21 protein-coding genes and 1 other RNA gene are annotated in these 18216 nt (G+C 65.1%); 6 read left to right on the plus strand and 16 right to left on the minus strand.

The genetic code is table 11. The features are described from left to right. Positions 1–136: 136 nt before the first annotated feature. From NYR97_RS15910 to NYR97_RS15940, 7 genes are all read right to left on the minus strand, one after another. Positions 137–502, minus strand: coding sequence for a hypothetical protein (locus tag NYR97_RS15910; protein WP_055820037.1), 366 nt, complete (start codon positions 500–502; stop codon positions 137–139). Continuing rightward, entirely contained in the window at positions 499–1068 is a 570-nt protein-coding gene (locus tag NYR97_RS15915) for a bactofilin family protein (RefSeq protein WP_316694525.1), read from the minus strand. The genes NYR97_RS15910 and NYR97_RS15915 overlap by 4 nt, the downstream gene beginning before the upstream one ends. A gap of 96 nt (positions 1069–1164) precedes the next feature. Then, positions 1165–2871: a diguanylate cyclase gene (locus NYR97_RS15920; protein ID WP_316694527.1), complete on the minus strand. Its 1707-nt coding sequence runs from the start codon at positions 2869–2871 to the stop codon at positions 1165–1167. Positions 2872–2994: 123 nt separating this feature from the next. Beyond that, positions 2995–3065, minus strand: a non-coding RNA gene (locus tag NYR97_RS15925) — sX9 sRNA. Between the two features lie 63 nt (positions 3066–3128). Then, positions 3129–3455, minus strand: a complete 327-nt coding sequence (locus NYR97_RS15930) for an XAC1346 family secretion chaperone (protein ID WP_316694529.1) — start codon at positions 3453–3455, stop codon at positions 3129–3131. A gap of 200 nt (positions 3456–3655) precedes the next feature. Next, positions 3656–3997: a hypothetical protein gene (locus tag NYR97_RS15935; protein ID WP_039528386.1), complete on the minus strand. Its 342-nt coding sequence runs from the start codon at positions 3995–3997 to the stop codon at positions 3656–3658. A gap of 122 nt (positions 3998–4119) precedes the next feature. Next, positions 4120–5295, minus strand: coding sequence for a thiolase family protein (locus tag NYR97_RS15940; protein ID WP_210762008.1), 1176 nt, complete (start codon positions 5293–5295; stop codon positions 4120–4122). Between the two features lie 163 nt (positions 5296–5458). Here NYR97_RS15940 and NYR97_RS15945 point away from each other — a divergent pair, with 163 nt between their 5' ends. Then, complete coding sequence (locus NYR97_RS15945) at positions 5459–8308, plus strand: S8 family serine peptidase (protein WP_316694532.1); 2850 nt, start codon at positions 5459–5461, stop codon at positions 8306–8308. Positions 8309–8351: 43 nt separating this feature from the next. Here the strand turns inward: NYR97_RS15945 and NYR97_RS15950 are convergent, their stop codons facing one another. The 3 genes from NYR97_RS15950 to NYR97_RS15960 all read right to left on the minus strand — a co-directional run bounded on the left by NYR97_RS15950 (position 8352) and on the right by NYR97_RS15960 (position 11440). Next, positions 8352–9452, minus strand: coding sequence for a Glu/Leu/Phe/Val dehydrogenase dimerization domain-containing protein (locus NYR97_RS15950; protein WP_023903276.1), 1101 nt, complete (start codon positions 9450–9452; stop codon positions 8352–8354). A 156-nt stretch (positions 9453–9608) separates the two neighbouring features. After that, positions 9609–10877: a 2OG-Fe(II) oxygenase gene (locus NYR97_RS15955; protein WP_316694535.1), complete on the minus strand. Its 1269-nt coding sequence runs from the start codon at positions 10875–10877 to the stop codon at positions 9609–9611. Positions 10878–10912: 35 nt separating this feature from the next. Then, positions 10913–11440: a YgjP-like metallopeptidase domain-containing protein gene (locus NYR97_RS15960; protein WP_316694538.1), complete on the minus strand. Its 528-nt coding sequence runs from the start codon at positions 11438–11440 to the stop codon at positions 10913–10915. Between the two features lie 174 nt (positions 11441–11614). Here NYR97_RS15960 and NYR97_RS15965 point away from each other — a divergent pair, with 174 nt between their 5' ends. Next, the gene (locus tag NYR97_RS15965; protein ID WP_006452844.1) at positions 11615–11788 is read left to right on the plus strand and encodes a DUF1328 domain-containing protein; all 174 of its coding nucleotides are present in this window, start codon (positions 11615–11617) and stop codon (positions 11786–11788) included. A gap of 195 nt (positions 11789–11983) precedes the next feature. Here NYR97_RS15965 and NYR97_RS15970 read toward each other — a convergent pair whose 3' ends face one another. Next, a complete protein-coding gene (locus tag NYR97_RS15970) occupies positions 11984–12238 on the minus strand; it encodes a DUF2789 domain-containing protein (RefSeq protein WP_006452845.1) in 255 nt (84 codons plus the stop codon). A gap of 131 nt (positions 12239–12369) precedes the next feature. Between NYR97_RS15970 and NYR97_RS15975 the strand changes: the two genes are divergently transcribed. After that, positions 12370–12636 (plus strand): DksA/TraR family C4-type zinc finger protein, encoded by a 267-nt coding sequence (locus NYR97_RS15975; protein ID WP_115038393.1) that lies wholly within the window; start codon positions 12370–12372, stop codon positions 12634–12636. Positions 12637–12653: 17 nt separating this feature from the next. On the opposite strand, the gene NYR97_RS15980 is transcribed toward NYR97_RS15975, so the two are convergent. Beyond that, positions 12654–13247, minus strand: coding sequence for a mechanosensitive ion channel family protein (locus NYR97_RS15980; RefSeq protein WP_210762004.1), 594 nt, complete (start codon positions 13245–13247; stop codon positions 12654–12656). A gap of 73 nt (positions 13248–13320) precedes the next feature. Then, complete coding sequence (locus tag NYR97_RS15985; protein ID WP_232372124.1) at positions 13321–13569, minus strand: hypothetical protein; 249 nt, start codon at positions 13567–13569, stop codon at positions 13321–13323. Positions 13570–13756: 187 nt separating this feature from the next. Between NYR97_RS15985 and NYR97_RS15990 the strand changes: the two genes are divergently transcribed. From NYR97_RS15990 to NYR97_RS16000, 3 genes are read left to right on the plus strand one after another with little or no spacing between them, the layout of a single operon-like run. Beyond that, positions 13757–14344 (plus strand): RNA polymerase sigma factor, encoded by a 588-nt coding sequence (locus NYR97_RS15990; RefSeq protein ID WP_316694544.1) that lies wholly within the window; start codon positions 13757–13759, stop codon positions 14342–14344. Further along, positions 14341–14871 carry a hypothetical protein gene (locus tag NYR97_RS15995; protein WP_316694546.1) on the plus strand — a complete coding sequence of 177 codons (531 nt, stop codon included), beginning with the start codon at positions 14341–14343 and terminating at the stop codon, positions 14869–14871. Before NYR97_RS15990 ends, NYR97_RS15995 begins: the two co-directional genes overlap by 4 nt. A gap of 11 nt (positions 14872–14882) precedes the next feature. Next, positions 14883–15767: a DUF4097 family beta strand repeat-containing protein gene (locus NYR97_RS16000; protein ID WP_316694548.1), complete on the plus strand. Its 885-nt coding sequence runs from the start codon at positions 14883–14885 to the stop codon at positions 15765–15767. A 74-nt stretch (positions 15768–15841) separates the two neighbouring features. Here NYR97_RS16000 and NYR97_RS16005 read toward each other — a convergent pair whose 3' ends face one another. From NYR97_RS16005 to NYR97_RS16015, 3 genes are all read right to left on the minus strand, one after another. After that, positions 15842–16027: a hypothetical protein gene (locus tag NYR97_RS16005; protein ID WP_010366034.1), complete on the minus strand. Its 186-nt coding sequence runs from the start codon at positions 16025–16027 to the stop codon at positions 15842–15844. A gap of 232 nt (positions 16028–16259) precedes the next feature. After that, positions 16260–17615 carry an Hsp70 family protein gene (locus tag NYR97_RS16010; protein ID WP_006449531.1) on the minus strand — a complete coding sequence of 452 codons (1356 nt, stop codon included), beginning with the start codon at positions 17613–17615 and terminating at the stop codon, positions 16260–16262. A 124-nt stretch (positions 17616–17739) separates the two neighbouring features. Beyond that, positions 17740–18213 (minus strand): FKBP-type peptidyl-prolyl cis-trans isomerase, encoded by a 474-nt coding sequence (locus tag NYR97_RS16015; RefSeq protein WP_316694550.1) that lies wholly within the window; start codon positions 18211–18213, stop codon positions 17740–17742. Positions 18214–18216 lie beyond the last annotated feature (3 nt).

Here is an 18216-nt window from a genome sequence, read left to right on the forward strand (position 1 = left end):
CACGTGCTTGCACGGCGAGGTTCGGGTGGACGCGGAGGAGTGATCGGCATCGTCCGCGTTGATCCCGCTCCGATCCTGATCCCCGGCACGTCTGATCTCATGCACGTCGTTCGTCTGGCGCTTGCCGCCCTAAGCGCTAATGCCGGGTACGCCGCCCGGGTGAGCGCACCGCAGTCGCTTCCACGGCCAGCGTAAATCCACGCTCTTCGCCGCCCTGCATTGCGCCGACATCCACCACCTGGCGGCGAATCTCTTCGCCCTTGCCGTTACGCACCGATACCACCACGGTGTATTCCCATGGATCGCCATCGGCAGGATGACGGATGGTGCCTTCGACCTTGAGCGGCACGATCGGGGCGGGCTGCGCATGTTGCACCGCTGCCGAGTCGAAGCGCAGGTGATGCTTGCATGCAGGGCAGACGCTGGCGCTTTCCAGAATCGTCGCCTTGCAATGCGGGCAACTGCGCGTGGCACCGGGCGTGCCCGGGCGGGGTGCACTCATGTGGCGTCGCTGTCTCCGCTCACGATTGCCTTGTTCGTGCCAACCGGCTTGCCGGTGTCTTCGCCCCAGCCGAAATCGGCCTGGCCGCGCATGCGGGCGCCCGACGCCACGGTGAGGCTACCGGCCTTGACGTCGCCGACCAGCACGCCGGAGGTCTGCAATTCCACTTGCGCGGCCGATTCGATATTGCCCTCCAGTTCGCCGGCGATGATCACCTTGTTGGCGCGCACGCCGCCGTTGAGCTTGGCGCCGCGTTCGATGGTGAGATCGCCCTTGACGTTGACGTCGCCCTTGAAGCGGCCGGCCAGACGCACGTGACCGGCGCCTTCGATCTTGCCTTCGATGCTGATGTCGGCGGCGATCAGGGATTCTTTTGCATCACTTTGGCGCTGCGGGGCCGCGGTGCTCGCTGCCGGCGTCACCGGCGCAACACTGGGCGGGGCAGGCACCGGCGGAGCGGGGCTGGCCTCGGCGGTGAACAACCGCCCATCGGCGGCGGGGGGGACTTCGGGTGCGGCCGGAACGCCGTCTTTCTTGTTGGGACCTTGATCGCGCCACATCGACATCGGATTGCCTCGCTTGGGGGTCAAGGCCGACTATCGCCGCGTCGATGGATCTTTTGTGTGACGAATTGCGCAATCCAACATCGACGGCGTGCGTGCTCAATCCAGTGGGGCCGTGGCGCCGTGCTGCTCGACCCGGTTACGTCCGCGGTGTTTGGCGATATACAGCGCCGCATCGGCTTTCTGGATCAGGCTCGATCCCAATTCGCCATCGACCGGGAAGCTGGCCACGCCGATCGAGGCGGTCACGCGCGGCAACGAGCGCTGCCCATCGCTGACCGCCAATGCGGCGATAAAGCCACGGATCTGCTCGGCCACGCGCATGGCTTCGACGCCATCGGTCTCGGGCAGGATCACGGTGAATTCTTCGCCGCCGTAGCGGCAGGCCACATCTTCGGCGCGCAGGCGGGTCAGCAGCAGCTCGCCCACCGCTGCCAGCAGCAGATCGCCGCCGGCATGGCCCTGGCTGTCGTTGAACTGTTTGAAGTGGTCCACATCCAGCATCAGCACAGACAGCGGCAGGTCGCGGCGTGCACAGCGCGCCAGCTCGTGGCTGAGCGATTCTTCCAGATAGCGGCGGTTGTACAGCCCGGTCAGCGCATCGCGAATGGATTGCCGCCGCAGCGATTCGCGCAGACGCAGGTTGCTCAGCGCCAACGACAACTGCTCGGCGGCAGCCTCGGCAATTTCCAGGCGCGGCATCGGGCCAGGGCCGGGCGAGGACAGAAACAGAAAGCCGAGCTGGGTGCCTTGCGCCGACATCGGCAGGCAGGCGGTAGTGATCGGCGCGGTGGTGTCGGGCACGGCGATATGCGCACACAGCGCATCCCGGTGCAGGTCTTCGATGATGTGCGGCTGACCACGGCGCAGCGCCCAGCACTCTTCCGGCAGCAGATGCGGCGCGCTTTGCAGCAGCGGCTCGCCCCAGTGGCTGATCGCTTCGGCGCGATCCTGCGACGCGCGCAGCAGATACACGCTCCCGGCCACGCCGGGCAGCAGGCTGGCCAGTGTGCGGCTGGTCACCACCAACGCCTCTTCGGCGCTGATGCAACTCTGCAGCAGGCCGGTATAACGGCTGAGCAGATTGAGATCGGCGGTACTGCGTTGCAACGCGTCGACACTCTCGCCCAGCTCGCGATTGGCCTGCGCTGCCAGCCGCTCGGCCTGTGCGCGATTGCTCAGTTCGCGCATCAACAACCCGTAGACGGTGCCGACGACGACCAGCCCGAATGGAATGCCGGCCAGCGCCAGCACCAGCAGCAAGGTCGCACTTTGACGGCTGCTGTCGGCGCGCTGCACCAACAGTTCCTGTTCGCGCTGCACCATGCTCAGCGACTGCTCGCGGATCGCGCTGGTGGTGCGGAAAGCGTTCTGTCGAATGCTTGCGCGCGCCGGTTCCAGGCCACTTTGCGTATAGAGGTCGAGCGTATGCTGGATCTGCTGCAGGCGCGTCTCCACCAACTGCTGCAAGCGGTCCAGATGCTGTTCCTGGGTGGTGTTGTCGGTAATCAGCCTTCGCAGGTTGCCGAGCAGAATCGGCAGGCGTTCGACGCTGGTCTGATAGTCGAGCAAATATCCATCGTTACCGGTGAGCAAAAAGCCGCGCTGCGCCGATTCGGCATCCAGCATGCGCGCCTGGATCTCGTCGATCCGGCCGATGACTTCATGCGTATGTGCCACCCACGCGGCATCGGCCAGCGAGCGGCGCGCACCGACGAAGATGCCGATGCCGATGGCGATGAAAATCAGTGCAGAAAAAGCCAGTGCAAGCTGATTGCTGCGGCGCGAGGTAAAAGAAGAGGGCATGCGCCGATGCTAGCCTGCCGTGCTCGACAACATGCGCTTTCTGCCGCCGACAAACGCACGCGCCGGCTCGATAAAGCCGGCGCGTGCGCAAAGTGCCAACGGGGTCACGCGGTATTCCGGAGTGGCTGACAAGCGCGGCGAGCGGTCCTTGGTGGTACGAACGGCGCAGAAGAGCCGGCGTGTACGTGATACATGGCGCTTTCCGAGCACCGACCGTGCCCGCCTAGCGGTGAGCGCAGTCGTTGTGACGGTCGCTCTTAGTGTCCCGGATGCTCTGCGTCGTGCTTGTCGGCGTTCTGCTCGGCCTTGTTGGCCATCTCGCGGGTCTTGTCTGCGGTGGCGTCGGCGGCATTGGCGGTTGCGCGGCTGGCATCGGCCGCCAGTTCGCGAGCGGCCACGCGTGCGTCGGCAGTGGCAGCCTTGGCCTGCACGGCAGCGCGATCGGCGGCCTGCTCGGTGGCAGCAGCAGCGTGCTTGGCGGCGGATGCGGCATCGCGGCGCGCCTGCTCTGCATCAGGGCCTTGGCAGGCGGCGAGCGTAAGGGCGGCAATGGCGCTCAACGACAGCATGCGGATCGTCTTCATGGGTGGGTCCTGTTCCTGTTCCGGTGTTGGAAGGCGGAGCTTATGCAAGAGCCAATGCAGTGCGCGTCAATGCCGCACTGGCCATTCAGCCGCCGGGCGGGCATGCGGCCGCTGTGCCATCCGCCGAACAAATCGCAGGCAAAGAAAAAGCCGCTGGAACCCAGCGGCTTTCTCCGAACTCGCTTGGAGCTAAGAAGTGATTACTTCTTGGCTTCTTCGGCGGTGTCCTTAGCAGCTTCGGCGGTGTTTTCAGCCGTCTTGGCAGCGTCGGCAGCCTGATCAGCAGCAGCGTCGGTCGCGGCGCCGGAAGCAGCCTGGGCAGCGTCAGCAGCGGTGTCAGCCGAAGCAGCAGCGGTGTTGGCAGCAGCCTGAGCGGCGTCAGCCGACTGCGAGCCCGAGGCAGCAGCCTGGTCAGCAGCGGTCTGAGCGTCGGCAGCGGCTTCGTTAGCCGAAGCAGCAGCGTCCTGAGCCTGTTCCGGCTTCGAGCAAGCGGTCAGGGCCAGGCCCAGAGCCATTGCGATCAGCAGCTTGTTAATGGTCATTGTTTCAATCCTCGTCGTTAGATTAGGCAACGCGCTATTGCGCGCCCCCGACATGATGACGGCCACAAGACTAGTGTCAAGCGTGCGCGCATTCAGTTTTGCAAAATCGCCGTTAAAAACAATCAAATCAATTCGATAGCGATGGCAGTCGCTTCGCCGCCGCCGATGCACAGCGTCGCGATTCCGCGCTTGCCGCCGCGCGTGCGCAACGCGTTCACCAATGTCACCACCAAGCGCGCACCGGATGCGCCGATCGGATGGCCGAGTGCGCAGGCGCCGCCGTGCACGTTGACCTTGTCATGCGCGATGCCCAGTTCCTTGATCGGCACCATGGGCACTACCGCGAACGCTTCGTTGATTTCGAACAGATCCACCTGGTCCAGGTGCCAGCCGATCTTGCCGACCAGGGTCTGGATCGCGGCCACCGGCGCGGTGGTGAACCACTCAGGTTCCTGCGAGTGGGTGACATGCCCCACGATGCGCGCCAACGGCGCGATGCCACGACGTTGCGCATCGTCTGCGCGCATCAGGATGGTGATTGCCGCCCCGTCGGAAATGCTCGACGAACTGGCGGCGGTGACGGTGCCGTCCTTCTTGAAGGCCGGCTTCAGGGTCGGAATCTTGGCCACATCGGATTTGCCGGGCTGCTCGTCGCTGTCCACGACGACCTCGCCCTTGCGTGTTGCCACGGTGACCGGAACGATTTCATCGACGAACGCGCCGCTGCGCTGCGCAGCCTGCGCACGCTCGACCGAGGCGATCGCGAAGGCATCCTGATCGGCGCGGCTGAAATCGAACTTCTCCGCAGTGGCTTCGCCGAACACGCCCATCGCCTGGCCGTCGTAAGGATTGGTCAGACCATCCCAGGCCATGTGGTCGACTGCCTGGAAGTTGCCGTAGCGGTTGCCGGTGCGCGAGTTGGGCAGCAGATGCGGCGCGTTGCTCATCGACTCCATGCCGCCGGCGACCACGATGCTGGCCGAGCCGGCCTTGATCAGATCGTGTCCGAACATGATCGCCTTCATGCCCGAGCCGCACACCTTGTTGATGGTGGTGGCGCCGGTGGAGGTGGGAATGCCTGCCGCAATCGCGGCCTGACGTGCAGGCGCCTGGCCGAGGTTGGCCGGCAGCACGCAGCCGACGATGACTTCTGAAATGTCGGCTGGTGCGATCCCTGATTGCGCCAGCGCACCCTCGATCGCGGCGGCAGCGAGCTTGGGCGCCGGCACGCCATTGAATTGGCCAAGGAACGAGCCGATGGCAGTGCGTTTGGCAGCAACGATGACGATGTCGGACATAGAGAGATACCGTTTAAAGTGAAACGATTATCTGCCTCATGCTCCGTTCGCGCCAGCCGCTACGCAGCTAGCTGCGACAGTGGCGTGACGATGCGTTATAAAGACGTCGTTCGGGTCCGGATCGGGCCCTATCCATGGAATGGGTTCGGGGAGAACAACTCAGATGAAGAAGATAGACGTCGCCAGGACCGTCCTGGCCTCGGCGTTGGCTGTGGCGTTGACCGCGTGTGGCGGCGGTGGAGGTGGTGGCGGCATTCGTCCGACCACACCGACTGCACCGCCACCGACCTCGCCACCGCCACCACCGCCGCCAACCTCACCGCCGCCTCCGCCACCGCCGGTGGTGGCACCGCCGACGACACCGGAACCCGCATTCGACGCGCATTTGACGCTGACCAATGCACGCGCTGCGCAGGCGCTGGGGTTCACCGGTGCGGGGTATCGCATCGGCGTGATCGATACCGGCATCAATACCAATCATCCGGCCTTGCAGGGCCGGGTCAGCGACAGCTTCATCTACGTCGATCCGCGCACCAACAATGTCGCTGCGGGCGATGTGGTGGGCCATGGCACCGTTGTGGCGCAACTGGCGGCCGGGCGAGCAGTGGGGCAGTGGCCGGGCGGCATCGCCAGCGGCGCAGGCCTGGTGTCCGCACGCATCATCAGCGATGAAGCGCCGGACGATGACGGTAGCGGCGAAGGCAACGAGGTCGATGGCCCGCTTGGACTGGGCCCGGTGCATGCCGATCTGATCAGCGCAGGCGTGCGCATCATGAATAATTCGTGGGGCGGGCTGTATTGGAACGACCCGGCGGTGACCAATCAGATTGCGCAGGAATACCGGCCTTTCATCATCGGCAACGATGGGCTGGTGGTGTTTGCATCGGGGAATGAATCCAGACCGGAACCCTCCGATACTGCGGCGCTGCCCAGTCAGTTGGGCCCGAATGGAACGCTGCCGGCCGCCGATCTAGAGCGCGGCTGGTTGGTCGTCGCTGCGTTGGACACCGCCAATCCAACGCAGCTGGCGTCGTATTCCAATTGGTGCGGTGGGGCGATGAACTATTGCTTGGCTGCGCCGGGCACGTCGATGTTCCTCGACCCCGATGCTACCGCCAGCAACATCCGTTACTTCTACGGCAGCGGCACCTCGTTTGCCGCGCCGCTGGTGTCTGGCGCGGCCGCGCTGGTGTGGGAGGCATTTCCGTATTTCAACAATGATCTGGTGCGCCAGACCTTGCTAGGAACCGCCACCGATCTGGGCACGCCCGGCGTCGATCCGGTATTTGGCCACGGCCTGCTCAATATCGGCAAGGCAGTGCTGGGGCCGGCACGTTTCGATTGGGGCACGGTAGATGTCACCGTCGACGCCTTGCGTTCCACCTGGGCCAACGATATCAGTGGCACAGGTGGCCTGACTAAGCGCGGGACCGGCACCTTGGTATTGAGTAGCCAAGCCAATACGTTCGATGGCGACACGCAGGTGCTCGGTGGCACCTTGCAGACGGCCAGTCTGCAGAGTGCGCGCGTTGGCATCGCCAATGGCGCGAGGCTGATTGGTGCCGGCAGGGTCGGTGAAATGGTGAATAACGCCGGCACACTGCAGGTCAACAGCGCAACGCTTTCTATCACCGGCAATTACACCCAGGCTAGCAACGGCCGTCTGGCCTTGAACGTCGGCGATCGTTTAAACGTTGCGGGGATCGCGACGATTGCGGGCGATCTGCAGCTCCTCGGTCGGCGCGATTACGTGATCGACAACAACACCTATACCTTGCTGCAAGCCACTGACGCGCTAGAAGGCACGTTCGATTCGCTCAGCAGCGGGCCGGCAGTGACCTTCCTCGATGCCAATCTGACTTACGACAGCAATAACGCGTACCTGACGTTGCGGCGCATGGATGTCACTGCCGTTGCAGCAACGCTGGGTGTCATCGGCACTGCATCGATGGATTCGGCAATCCGTGTCGAGCAAGCATTCCAGCAGGTGGATGCGCAACAACTGCAAGGCAGCGGCGCGATCAGCAACGGCTTCATTCGCGCCGCAGCGGCCTTGCAGCAATCGCCAACCGCCAAGGCGGCGGCCGATTCGTTGCGAAGTCTGTCCGGTCGTGCGCATGCGGCTTCCGCAGCGATGACCTTCGACACCATCGATCTGGGCCGGCGTGCGTTGGCCACGCATTTCGATGGCTTGTCGCAGCAGCCGCGCATGCTCGGCGTCTGGCAACGTGCGCTCGGTGGGCCGGGCGAGGGTGGGGTGACCACGTCCGGATTCGCCACCTCCGGCTGGATGATGGGCAATGATCTGCGCCTGGCCTCCGGCGCGGTCGCGGGTTTTGCCTTCGGCGAAACGCGCTCCAACAGCCTGGGCGATCTGGATGGTGCACGTGGGCGCGATCGTCAGGTGCAAGGGCAGCTGTACTGGGGCACCACGCTGGGCTCGGCGTACACGCTGGGTCAGCTGGGTTTCGGCAATGTCGATCGGCAGATCGAGCGCAGCCTGCAGTTCGGCGAAGAGCGCAGCAGCGCCTTCAGCGACTACAGCGGCAGTTACCTCAGCGGCAACCTGGAAACCGGCTATCGCTGGGGCGGTGCACGCGCATCGCTGACGCCGTACATGGGTCTGGATTACGTGCGGCTGCGTAGCGAAGGTTTTCGCGAAAGCGGCGGCGACGGCTTCGGCTTGCGTGCCGATGCCAGCACCTCCTCACGCACCCAGGTGCTGGCCGGTGTGCGTTCGGCGTATCGCTGGCGCGGCATCCAGTTGGGCGGTTATGCCGAATGGCAGCAGGCATTGAGCAGCGACGGCTTGATGCTGGATGCCAGCTTCATCGGTGTGGATGCGTGGGCGCCGTTGCGCGGCATGCAGCCGGCGCGCTCGGGTGGCCTGTTCGGCATCGCGGCCTCGGCGCCGTTCGGCAATCGGAGCCAGCTGCGTTTCGGCTACGACCAGCGGGTGGGCGAGCGTGGCGACGATCGCGCGCTGAGCCTGCGTTACAGCGCCGATTTCTGATCGGCGTCCTGCACGCCCAGGCCCTGCTGCCTGGGCGTGCGGATCACTCGCCGCGCAACTTGTGCAAAAAACGCGGTGCGGTGCGGCCCAGCGGCAATTTGAGCTTGCTGATGGCCTCGATACGCGTTTCGGCGATCTGGTCGGCCGCCTGCTGCGGCGGCACGCCCAGCTGCGTGGATAGATCGAACACCTTTTCCAGATTGTGATAGATGCTGCGGATCAGCCGCATCGCGCGTTCGCGGTTGTAGCCGTCGATCTCCAGCGACACATTCATCACGCCGCCGGCATTGACCACGTAATCGGGTGCGTACAGGATGCCGCGCTTGTGCAACTCTTGCCCGATGGCGGCGCTGGCGAGCTGGTTGTTGGCGGTGCCGCAAATGATCTTGGCCTTGAGCCGTGGCAGGGTCTGTTCGTTGATCGCGCCTTCCAGCGCGCACGGCGCGAACACATCGGCCGGCACTTCGTAGATCTCGTCCACACGCACGGCTTCGGCGCCATATTCGGCCACTGCGCGGTCCACCAGCGCCGGGTTCAGATCGGTCACGTAGAGTTTTGCGCCGCGTTCCTTGAGCAGCTTGACCAGCTCCATGCCGATATGGCCCAGGCCCTGGATCGCGATGCTGGACTTGCCGACTTCTTCATGGCCGAGCCTGCGATTGAGCGAGGCCATCAGCGCCTGCAGCGCGCCGTAGGCGGTGAATGGCGCCGGGTCGCCGGAGCCGCGATGCACCTGATGCACGCCGGTGACGTACTCGCTCTCCAGGTAGATCTTTTCCATGTCGTTGACGTCGGTGCCCACGTCCTCGGAGGTGATGTAGCGCCCGCCCAGGGTGTCGACAAAACGGCCGAACGCGCGGAACAGCGCCTCGCTCTTGTCGGTCTTGGGGTCGCCGATGATCACCGCCTTGCCGCCGCCGACATTCAGTCCGGCCAGTGCGTTCTTGTAGGTCATGGTGCGGCTGAGCCGCAGTGCGTCGTCGAGTGCCGCTTCGCTAGTGGGGTACGGACGCATGCGCACACCGCCCAGTGCCGGCCCGAGGCGGGTGCTGTGCAACGCGATGATCGCCTTGAGGCCGGCGTCGCGGTTGTGACAGAAAATCACCTGCTCGTGGCCGGTGGTATCGAGGGTTTCGAAAAGCATCGAAGGCTCCGCGGGGCTGCGTGATGTGCCTTCCCTGAGGCCGGGTCTGGACCCGTGCAATGGGAAACAAAAAACGCGACGTCTGCAGACCCTGTCCGATCACGTCGCGCTGCAACATTTTAAACCACGTCGGTAGGGGCTTGTGTATGAATCTGTTCACCAATGCCGATAGCGCTGCTGGCGAAACCACAACGTTCCCAGCCATTTGCTGCCCGTGGTGACCGGCAGGCCGGCGTGCAACGAATCGGGATCGGGGCGGCCATCGGCCTGCAGGTTGTCGAAGCACACTACCGATCCGGCACGCGGCCGCACACGCACGCCCGCGACCGGGAAGTCGGTTTCGCCGCCTGCGCCGACGTCGTTGAGATAGACGCAGGCAGTGCGCAGGCGATTTCCGGCGGCCGGGCGGTCCGCTGCGATCGTGCCGGGCGGAAGATAGTCGCGATGGGCGCGGTAGTGCTCGCCCGGCGCGTAACACAGCACCGACAGCGCCTCGGCGTGGGTCAACGGCAGCTGCGCGCAGGCGGCCACGCGCGCCTGCGCTGCACGCGCAGCGAAGTCTTCGAGGATCGGATCCAGCGTGGCGCCGCGGCTGGTGCGGATCGGCGCTCGGTGCGTGCTCGCATCGTTGGGATCCACCACCTGCGAGGCGCGCAGATGCGGCCGTGCCAGCAGCATCAGCAGGCGGCATTCGTCGGCAGACAGCACGCCGGAGACTTCTTCGATCATGGGCGCGTCGTGGCGCCGCGTCGTCACGTTTCTTTGGGGCGCGAAACTGATGTGGTCCCCGTCGCCAACGGGGGCGCCACCGGGATCGGGTGGCGAGATCCGCACATCGGGCAGTGCGGCGATGCCCAATGGTTGCAATTGCCGCAACAGCTGCGCCGCGGCCTCAGGCTGCGGCGGGACGCCTTCGCCACGCAGCAGGCGCTCTGCCAGCAGTGCGGCCGCCAGCGCATCGCCGCCTGCGGCGGCGCGCTCCAGCAGGGCAACGCAGCGGCGTTGCTGTTGCGGGTCATCGATGCGGCCATGCTGGATGGCCAGTGCGCGGAGTGCGAGTGGGTAGTCGGCCGAGGCTGCTGCGTGCAGTTGCGCGTATGCCTGCGGCGCCAGCGCCAACGCAGTGTCGGTGACTGCCAGCGTTGCCAGCAGATAACGCGCCGCTGCGGAGTCCTGGCGCTCGGCCTGCTGCCAGTGCGCCAGCGCCTGGGCAATGTCCACATCGCAACCGACACCGTAGGCCCGCATGCGCCCGGCTTCGATCAGTGCCGTGGGATCGCCGGCGGCCGCGCTGCGCGCGTACCAGACCAAGGCCTGCTCGGTCTGCCCGGCGCGCACCAGCGCCTGCGCCAAGGCATTCATTGCGGCGGGCTGTTGCCCGTTGGCAGCCTGCGTCAGGGCGGCGAGTGCATGCGTCTGTTCCATCGCGGCATCCTAAGCCCTGCCCGGGCGATGTGCGATCAGCGGTTCGCCGACAGCGCCAGCTGGGTCAGATACAGGCGCAGATCGAACTCCAGTTGGTGGTAGTCGCGCGTCATGTGGTTGCACAGCTGGTAGAAGGCCCTGTTGTGATCGGCCTCCTTCAGATGCGCCAGCTCGTGGGCCACGATCATCTGCAGAAATGGCTCTGGAGCATCGCGGAACAACGAGGCGATGCGGATTTCGCGGCTGGCCTTGAGCCGGCTGCCGTGCACGCGCGAGATGGCGGTGTGCGTGCCCAGCGCATGCTTCACCACCTGCAGATGGTTGTCGTACATCGCCTTGTGCAAGGTGGGCGATGAGCGCATGTAGCGCTCCTTCATCGCTTTGACGTACTCGTACAGATGGCGGTCGGTGCGGATCTCATGGCGGTCCGGGTAGCGCCGTGCCAGCACCGTTGCGAGTTTGTCCTGCGCGATCAGCTCGCGCACCTGATCCAGGACGGCGGGCGGGTAACCGGTGAGATAGCGGAGAGTGTCCATGCCGATCGAGTGCTGCGAAGTGCACATGATCGCCGATGCAGGTGCCGGTGGCGAATCTGCGCGCGAATGTGGCGGTGTGTGTCAGGCGTATTCACGAATGCGGCACACCTGGATGCGTAGCGTGCAGCGCATGTTTTGCGGTGTATTGCCGCAGGCACACGATTAAAAACACGGCACCGTGCCGGATGAGGAGACAACAACATGATCAAGTGGGCCATTATTTTCGCCATCATCGGACTGATCGCCGGTGCGCTCGGGTTTGGCGGCATGGCGGGCGCTGCGATGGGCATTGCCAAGTTCCTGTTCTGGGCCGGCATCATCATCGCCATCGTGCTGTTCGTGCTGGGTGTGACGATCGCCAAGAAGGTGACCTGACGTCCGCGTGCCTGGCGTCGGCGCGCGCTTCGCACGCCAGCCGCGTTACCCGGAATGCAAAAGAGCGGCCACCGGCCGCTCTTTTTTGTTACTGCAATCTGATCAATCGAATGGGCCGGAGCAAGTATTCGGCCGGCAAAAGTAAAGACCGCAGGCGAGTTCTACCGCATTGCCTTCGATGCGCTCTTGCGCAGATCAGACGCCGGTGTCTTCGGCGGTGGTGTGCAAGGCAATATTGAGTTGATCGATGGTCACGATCCAGTCGGCATCGTCGAGGCGTTCTTCACGCAGCAACTGTGCCTGTGCCGGAGTCCAGAAGGGCGCCTCTTCCAGACGCACATCGCCCGGCAATGGAGAGTGCTCATCGATAAAGTCGCGAATGCTGACTTCGTCCGATGGCAGACCCAACTGGGCGAATAATTCGGAGAACGGGTGGACAGGTTGTTCCATTGCAGATTCCTCGAAGAGTGCGAATACCCCGATGCTAGAACACCCGATTTGAGCGCACTGTGCACGTCCGGCTTGGATTTGCCTGCGGGCATGCCCATATTCCACTTCTGAGCCAACAAGCCGAGGCGATCATGGCGACCGGATGGGCGGGTGATGGGGCGGTGCAGGACCAGATCGATGCAACCGTCGAGGATGCGATCAAGCGCGCGCGGAGCCAGCTGCATCAGGGCCCGAGCCTGACGCATTGCGAAGAGTGCGATGCAGCGATTCCCGAAGCGCGCCGCAAGGCAGTGCCGGGCGTGCACCTGTGCGTGAATTGCCAGGAAGCGCACGACCTTGAGCAGGCGGCGCAAGGCGGCTACAACCGTCGTGGCAGCAAGGACAGTCAGCTGCGTTGAAGGCCGTGGCAGGCTTCTCAGCTGGCGTTGAAGTGGCTGGTCTCGCGCCAGCGACGGGTGGTGCGCTGGAAGAACAGGCTGTTGGGGACCTGCAGCACGCTTCCGGCGTGATCGCCGGTTTCTTCCAGTGTCGTGTAAATCACGTTGATGTCGATCACGCGGCCTTTCAGGCCCGGCTTGTCGCCGCCTTCGAGCAATTCGATATGGTCGTGCAGGCGGAATGGGCGCGTGGTGATGATTAGAAACGTGCAGAAGATATTGGACAGCACGCTCCATGCCGCGAAGAACGCCACCGCACCGACCGCCGCGAACCCGGTGAACGCGGTCCACAAGGTGCCGCTGGAGACGCCAAGCACGTTCAGTACCGTCAGCACGGCGGTGACCGAGATGACGAAGCTGCCCACGCGCCGGATACCGATCATCATTTCAGCCGGCAGGCTGTAGCGCGTGCACAAGCGCCGCAGCAGTTGCCGCAGCAGCAGCCGTACCAGCGCGGCAACGGCGACGATCAACACGATCTGCACCGTTGGCACTGCGACAGCCAGCCACTGCGGATTCCAGTGCGGCAGCAGGCTACGGATCATGGTGGGCAACGCATCGGGCGCGGACATCACATCGTGCAGGTTGGGCGGATGCCCATTGTAACGGGGCGCTCGGGGAAGACAGCATGCAGTTGCAGCTGGGCTAGCGCGCAACACGCGCACTGGGTGCGGAGAGCGCGACCAAGCGCTGCCAGCGCTGTTCCAGGTGACGCACCAGCGTCCATTCCCATGGTGTGCTCATCGCGACGCAAGACACCTGCTTGAGCGGTAAACGCAGCAGGCACAACTCCAGGCGCGCCGGGGTCAGCGTGAGCTGCAGCGCATCCATCGGCAGCGGGGCCGGGCAGTGGGTGGAGCACAGGCTCAGGAGCAATCCGAGAACATGCGGCATGTGGGCTTCCGATCAGAATGCCTGCGCTTGGAGCGGCCGATGACCGCGCCCCGGCAAGCGATGCAGCGCAGGAGTGCGCTATCGAAAGGATTGGATGCGCCGGCAGGCGAAAAGGTTTACGCCGCGCTCGAACAAAAAGAGTTTGCCGGGTTTAAACCTTTGCGCTGTCTGCTGCATCGAACTGGATATGCTCGACACCGCCATGCCCATCGATGCCTCAGAGTGCGACAGCCCCGCCGACCGCGACGACGCCGGCCTGGCGCGTGCTGCTGCGCGCGGAGATCGCGCTGCCTACGAGACCATCTATCGTCGCCACTCGCCACGGTTGTATGCGGTGGTCTGGCGACTGTGCGGCGGCAATGCGGCGCGTGCCGACGATGTGTTGCAGGAAACCTTCATCGCGGCATGGAAGGCCTTGCCGCAATTCCGTTTTCAGAGTGCGCTGGGCACCTGGCTGCATCGCCTGGCGGTCAACACCGCCTTGATGGAGTTGCGTGCGCGCTCGGCTGCGAGCGATCACATGGTGGACGATGCCGACGGCGAGATTCTCGCGGGGATTCCCGGCGCAGCGCATTGCCAATCGACCCGGATGGATCTGGAGCGCGCGCTGGAGACATTGCCGCCGCGTGCACGCGCGGTGCTGGTACTGCACGACATCGAGGGCTGGAAACATCAGGAAATTGCCGACCAACTGCATATGGCGGTCGGCAGTTCCAAGGCGCAACTACATCGCGCGCGCGGTTTGCTGCGTGCGCGGCTGGGAGAAACCGTATGAACCACGATCACCATGATTCACACGATCCACGCGAGACCGACGACGCTGCGTTGTGCGCGCGTTTGCGGGCATTGCCGCAACACCGCCAGCCACCGGCGCAGGTGTGGGAGCGCATTGCGCCCGCATTGACGGCGCACTCCAACCTGGTCGCATTGACGCCGCGCCGCCATCGCGCCTGGGCCTGGCCTGCACTGGGTGTGGCGCTCGCCGCTGCGCTGGCGTTGGTGGTCATCGTGCCCGGGCTCGATCGGCAGGCGCGCCCGCCCGTGCAGCCCGTGCTGGTGGCGCAGGCACAGGCGATGGCCGGGCAGTACCGGCAGGCGATTGCTGCGTTCCCCGTGCAGCAGGTGCCGGCTGATCTGCGTCCTGCGTTGGACGAGCTCGATCAGAGCGTACAGGCCATCCACGCCGCGATCGCGCAGAGCCCGCGCTCTGCATTTTTGTTGTCGCAGCTGCAGCGCACCTATGCGAAGCGGCTGCAATTGACCCGTCTCGCCGCGCAGGGCGAGGCGTCTTTCCCCAGCTGAGGAGCATGCCCATGCGTTACGTCCATCTTTCCCTGTTGCTGCTGGCTGCGGTGTGCGCCGCGCCGGCAGCGGCGCAGACCGCGCTGAAGCAGACCCATCCGCTGGCGCGCGGCGGGCGCGTTGAGGTGCAAAACATTGCCGGGCAGATTCGCGTGCGCGGCTGGGATCGGGACGAGGTGGCGCTGACCGGCAGCCTGGGCGAGGGGCAGCGGCTGGATGTCGACGCAAGCCCGGACTTGCTGCAGCTCGAGGTGATCTACCCGCGCAACGGCCGCAGCAGCAAGGGCGCTCAACTGGAGTTGCGGATCCCGCGTGCGGCGTTACTGGACGTGGAGGCGGTGAGTGCCTCGGTCGATGTCGATCAGGTCGATCTGGCGCGGTTGCAGCTCAAGTCGGTCAGCGGCGATGTGGTCGCCGGTGGACGCGCCAAGGAGGCGCAACTGGAAACTGTCAGCGGCTCGCTGCGTAGCTCGGTGGCCAGTGGGCGGCTGACGCTGGGCACGGTGAGCGGGCAGATCGATGCGCCCTCGGGCGCCAGCGGGGTGCTGTCGGTCGAGTCCGTTTCCGGCCAGATCCGGGTTGGCGCGGGGCAGGTGTCGCAGCTGCGCGCCGAGAGCGTGTCCGGGGGGACGGCGCTGACGGTGACCGGGCTGGCGCCCGGCGGCAGTATCGCGGCGGAGAGTGTCAGCGGCTCGATCACCCTGGGTGTGCCGCGCAATGTCTCGGCGGCGCTGCAGGTGGAGGTGTTCAGTGGCGACATCCGCTCGGTGGCCGGGCAGGTGGAGCGGCCGGAGTACGGTCCGGGCAAGAGCCTGAAAACCAGGCTGGGGGCGGGCAATGGCGACGTCAAACTGGAATCGCACTCGGGCTCGGTGCGCATCGATTACAGCAACTGACGGCTGGATTCTGATTCCTGAAACAAGCGTGCCACCTTGCGGTGGCACGTTGAGCAAACACTTCGGGGCAACGCTTAGGCGATCTTGTCGCCATCGTTGCGAGCTGGGCCGAAGTTGGTGGTGAGCACTTCAATCCTGCCGCCGGTCTTGCGGAACGCGGCGATGTCGGCAGCGATACGCTCACGACTGAGCGGCTGCGACTTGCCTTCGCTGCGAGCGATGCTGGGCTGGGATTTCTGCTTGGTCGCGGGACGTGCCATGTGGCCTCCTGTAGCGGGGAAGTGCAAGGACATCGCGTGCGGCTAGGGTGGCGCGCGCAGAAGCGATGTCGAGAGGTGCGATCGCGTTCGGTGCGCAATCGCGGCGGCACGGCGAGCGTGCCTTGCAGACAAGACGGCGGGGCGTCCGGCAGCAACCGTGCATTATATGGGAAGTTGCGCCCGATTGCGTTAACGCGTGCTGTGCACAGCTAACCGATCATCCAGCTACCGCTTACCGCGCGGCAGCCCAGGCCAGGCCCTGGACCACACCGAAGGATGGATCGCCTTGCACCAGGCGCGATTCCGGGAAGGCGGCCGCGACCGTGTCACGGATATAGCCTGCGCGCGACATGCCGCCGGTGAGGAACAGCGTGGCCGGCGGTGCGGCCAGGTCGGCACGCACCTGCGCGAGCAGGCCTTCCAGTTCGCCCAGATAGTTGGAAGCGGACGCCACCAGTGCGCTGGCCTGCACGTCCACGCCCAGCCCGCGCTCGATGAAGTCCAGCGCCGCCTGATGCTGGTCGCGCTCGCTGAGCGCGATCTTGCAGGCTTCCACGCCGCGATACAGGCGCGCGGTGTTGCCGGTGTCCTGCAGCGCCTGCAGACGCTTGTCGAACGGGGCGGGCACGTCCTGGTACTTGTGCAGGCGGAATTCGCGCTGGCGCGTCATGTCCTGCACCATTGCCGCTTCCACGTAATGGTGCGTAGGCACGCGGGTGATGCCGCGGCCGAACAGCGGCATGTAGGCAGCCAGGCTCAGCGCAAGATCGATATCGGTACCGCCACGTGCGATGCCCCAGGCGCGGTGCACCTGCGGCGCGTCGCTGCCGCCGACGCTGGCATGCGCGATATCGGTGGTACCGCCGCCGATGTCCACCACCACGGTGTCGTGCCGGGTGTCGTGGCTGACGTGGTAGTGCATGGCGGCGGCTGCGGGTTCTTCGAGGAAATCCACTGTATCGAAGCCCGCCGCGATTGCGGCGGTCTGCAGGATCTCCAGTGCCTGTGCATTGCCGGCCTCGCCGATCGAGCTGCGGAACTGCACCGGGCGACCCAGCGTGGCGCTGCGGATGTTGATGTCGAACTGGCGCGAGGCGGTGAGCCGAATGTGTTCCAGTACGTGCGTGGCGATGCCGGTGATGGTCTGGCGGGCGCGCGGATGCAGGTTGTAGCCGAGCATCGACTTGGGGCTCTGCACCAGGCTGCCTTCGCCTTCGAGGAAATACGCATCCAGCGCCTCGTCGCCATAGACCGCGTTCTGCAGCAGGGCGGCAGAGCTGCGCGGCTCGCGTACCTGTTCTTCCATCCATTGGCGGCGCACGATGCGGATCGCATCGCGGCGCAGGCTGTCGTTGGCGGGCGTGCGGCCGGCGGCAAGCGCATCGCGGCGGCCCGAGTCGATCAGCCGTTCCACCTCATATTCCAGCGCCGGGGTGAGGCTGAAATCGTCCGGGTCGCGCATGGTCTCGGGGAAATACACCGTGGTGCGGAACTGCAGGTCCTGCCCGAACCGCACCGGCACCACCTGGCCATCGACGATCGCCGCAGCGGCGGAATTGCTGGTACCGAAGTCGATGCCGAGTTTCATGCAGGCGGGCCTATGAGCGGGCCGCGCACTTTACTACTTCTGCCGTTTGCCTCGTGGGCAAAGGGTTGCGTAGAGGTCGCAGCAGCCGAAGCGCCGTACACCCGCAGGCGCACGGCGCGATGGCTCATGCCGCAAGGTTGGCGACGTGACCTTCGTTCAGTTCTTCGGTGGTGGCCTCGCGCACTTCGATGACTTCGACCGCGAAATGCAGGGTCTGCCCAGCCAACGGGTGGTTGCCGTCGACGGTGACATGCTCCGGGCCGACGTCGGTGACCGTCACCAGCACCGGTCCTTGCTGGGTGCGGGCCTCGAACTGCACGCCCGGCACCACTTCGATATCGGTGGGAAAGGCGTCGCGCGGCACCTGCTGGATCAATTGCGCATGGCGCGGACCATAGCCCTGTTCGGGCGCCACATCGGCGGTGAGCGTTTCGCCCAGGCGCTTGCCATCCAGCGCCTGCTCCAGGCCCGGCACGATATTGCCGGCGCCGTGCAGATAGCTCAGCGGCGTGTCCGGCGTGGAGCGGTCCAGCACCTGGCCGGTGTCGTCGGAAAGAGTGTAGTGAATGGTCGCAACGCGACCCTGGCTGATTTCCATTGG

Source organism: Xanthomonas hydrangeae, assembly GCF_032697525.1.
Lineage (GTDB): Bacteria > Pseudomonadota > Gammaproteobacteria > Xanthomonadales > Xanthomonadaceae > Xanthomonas > Xanthomonas hydrangeae.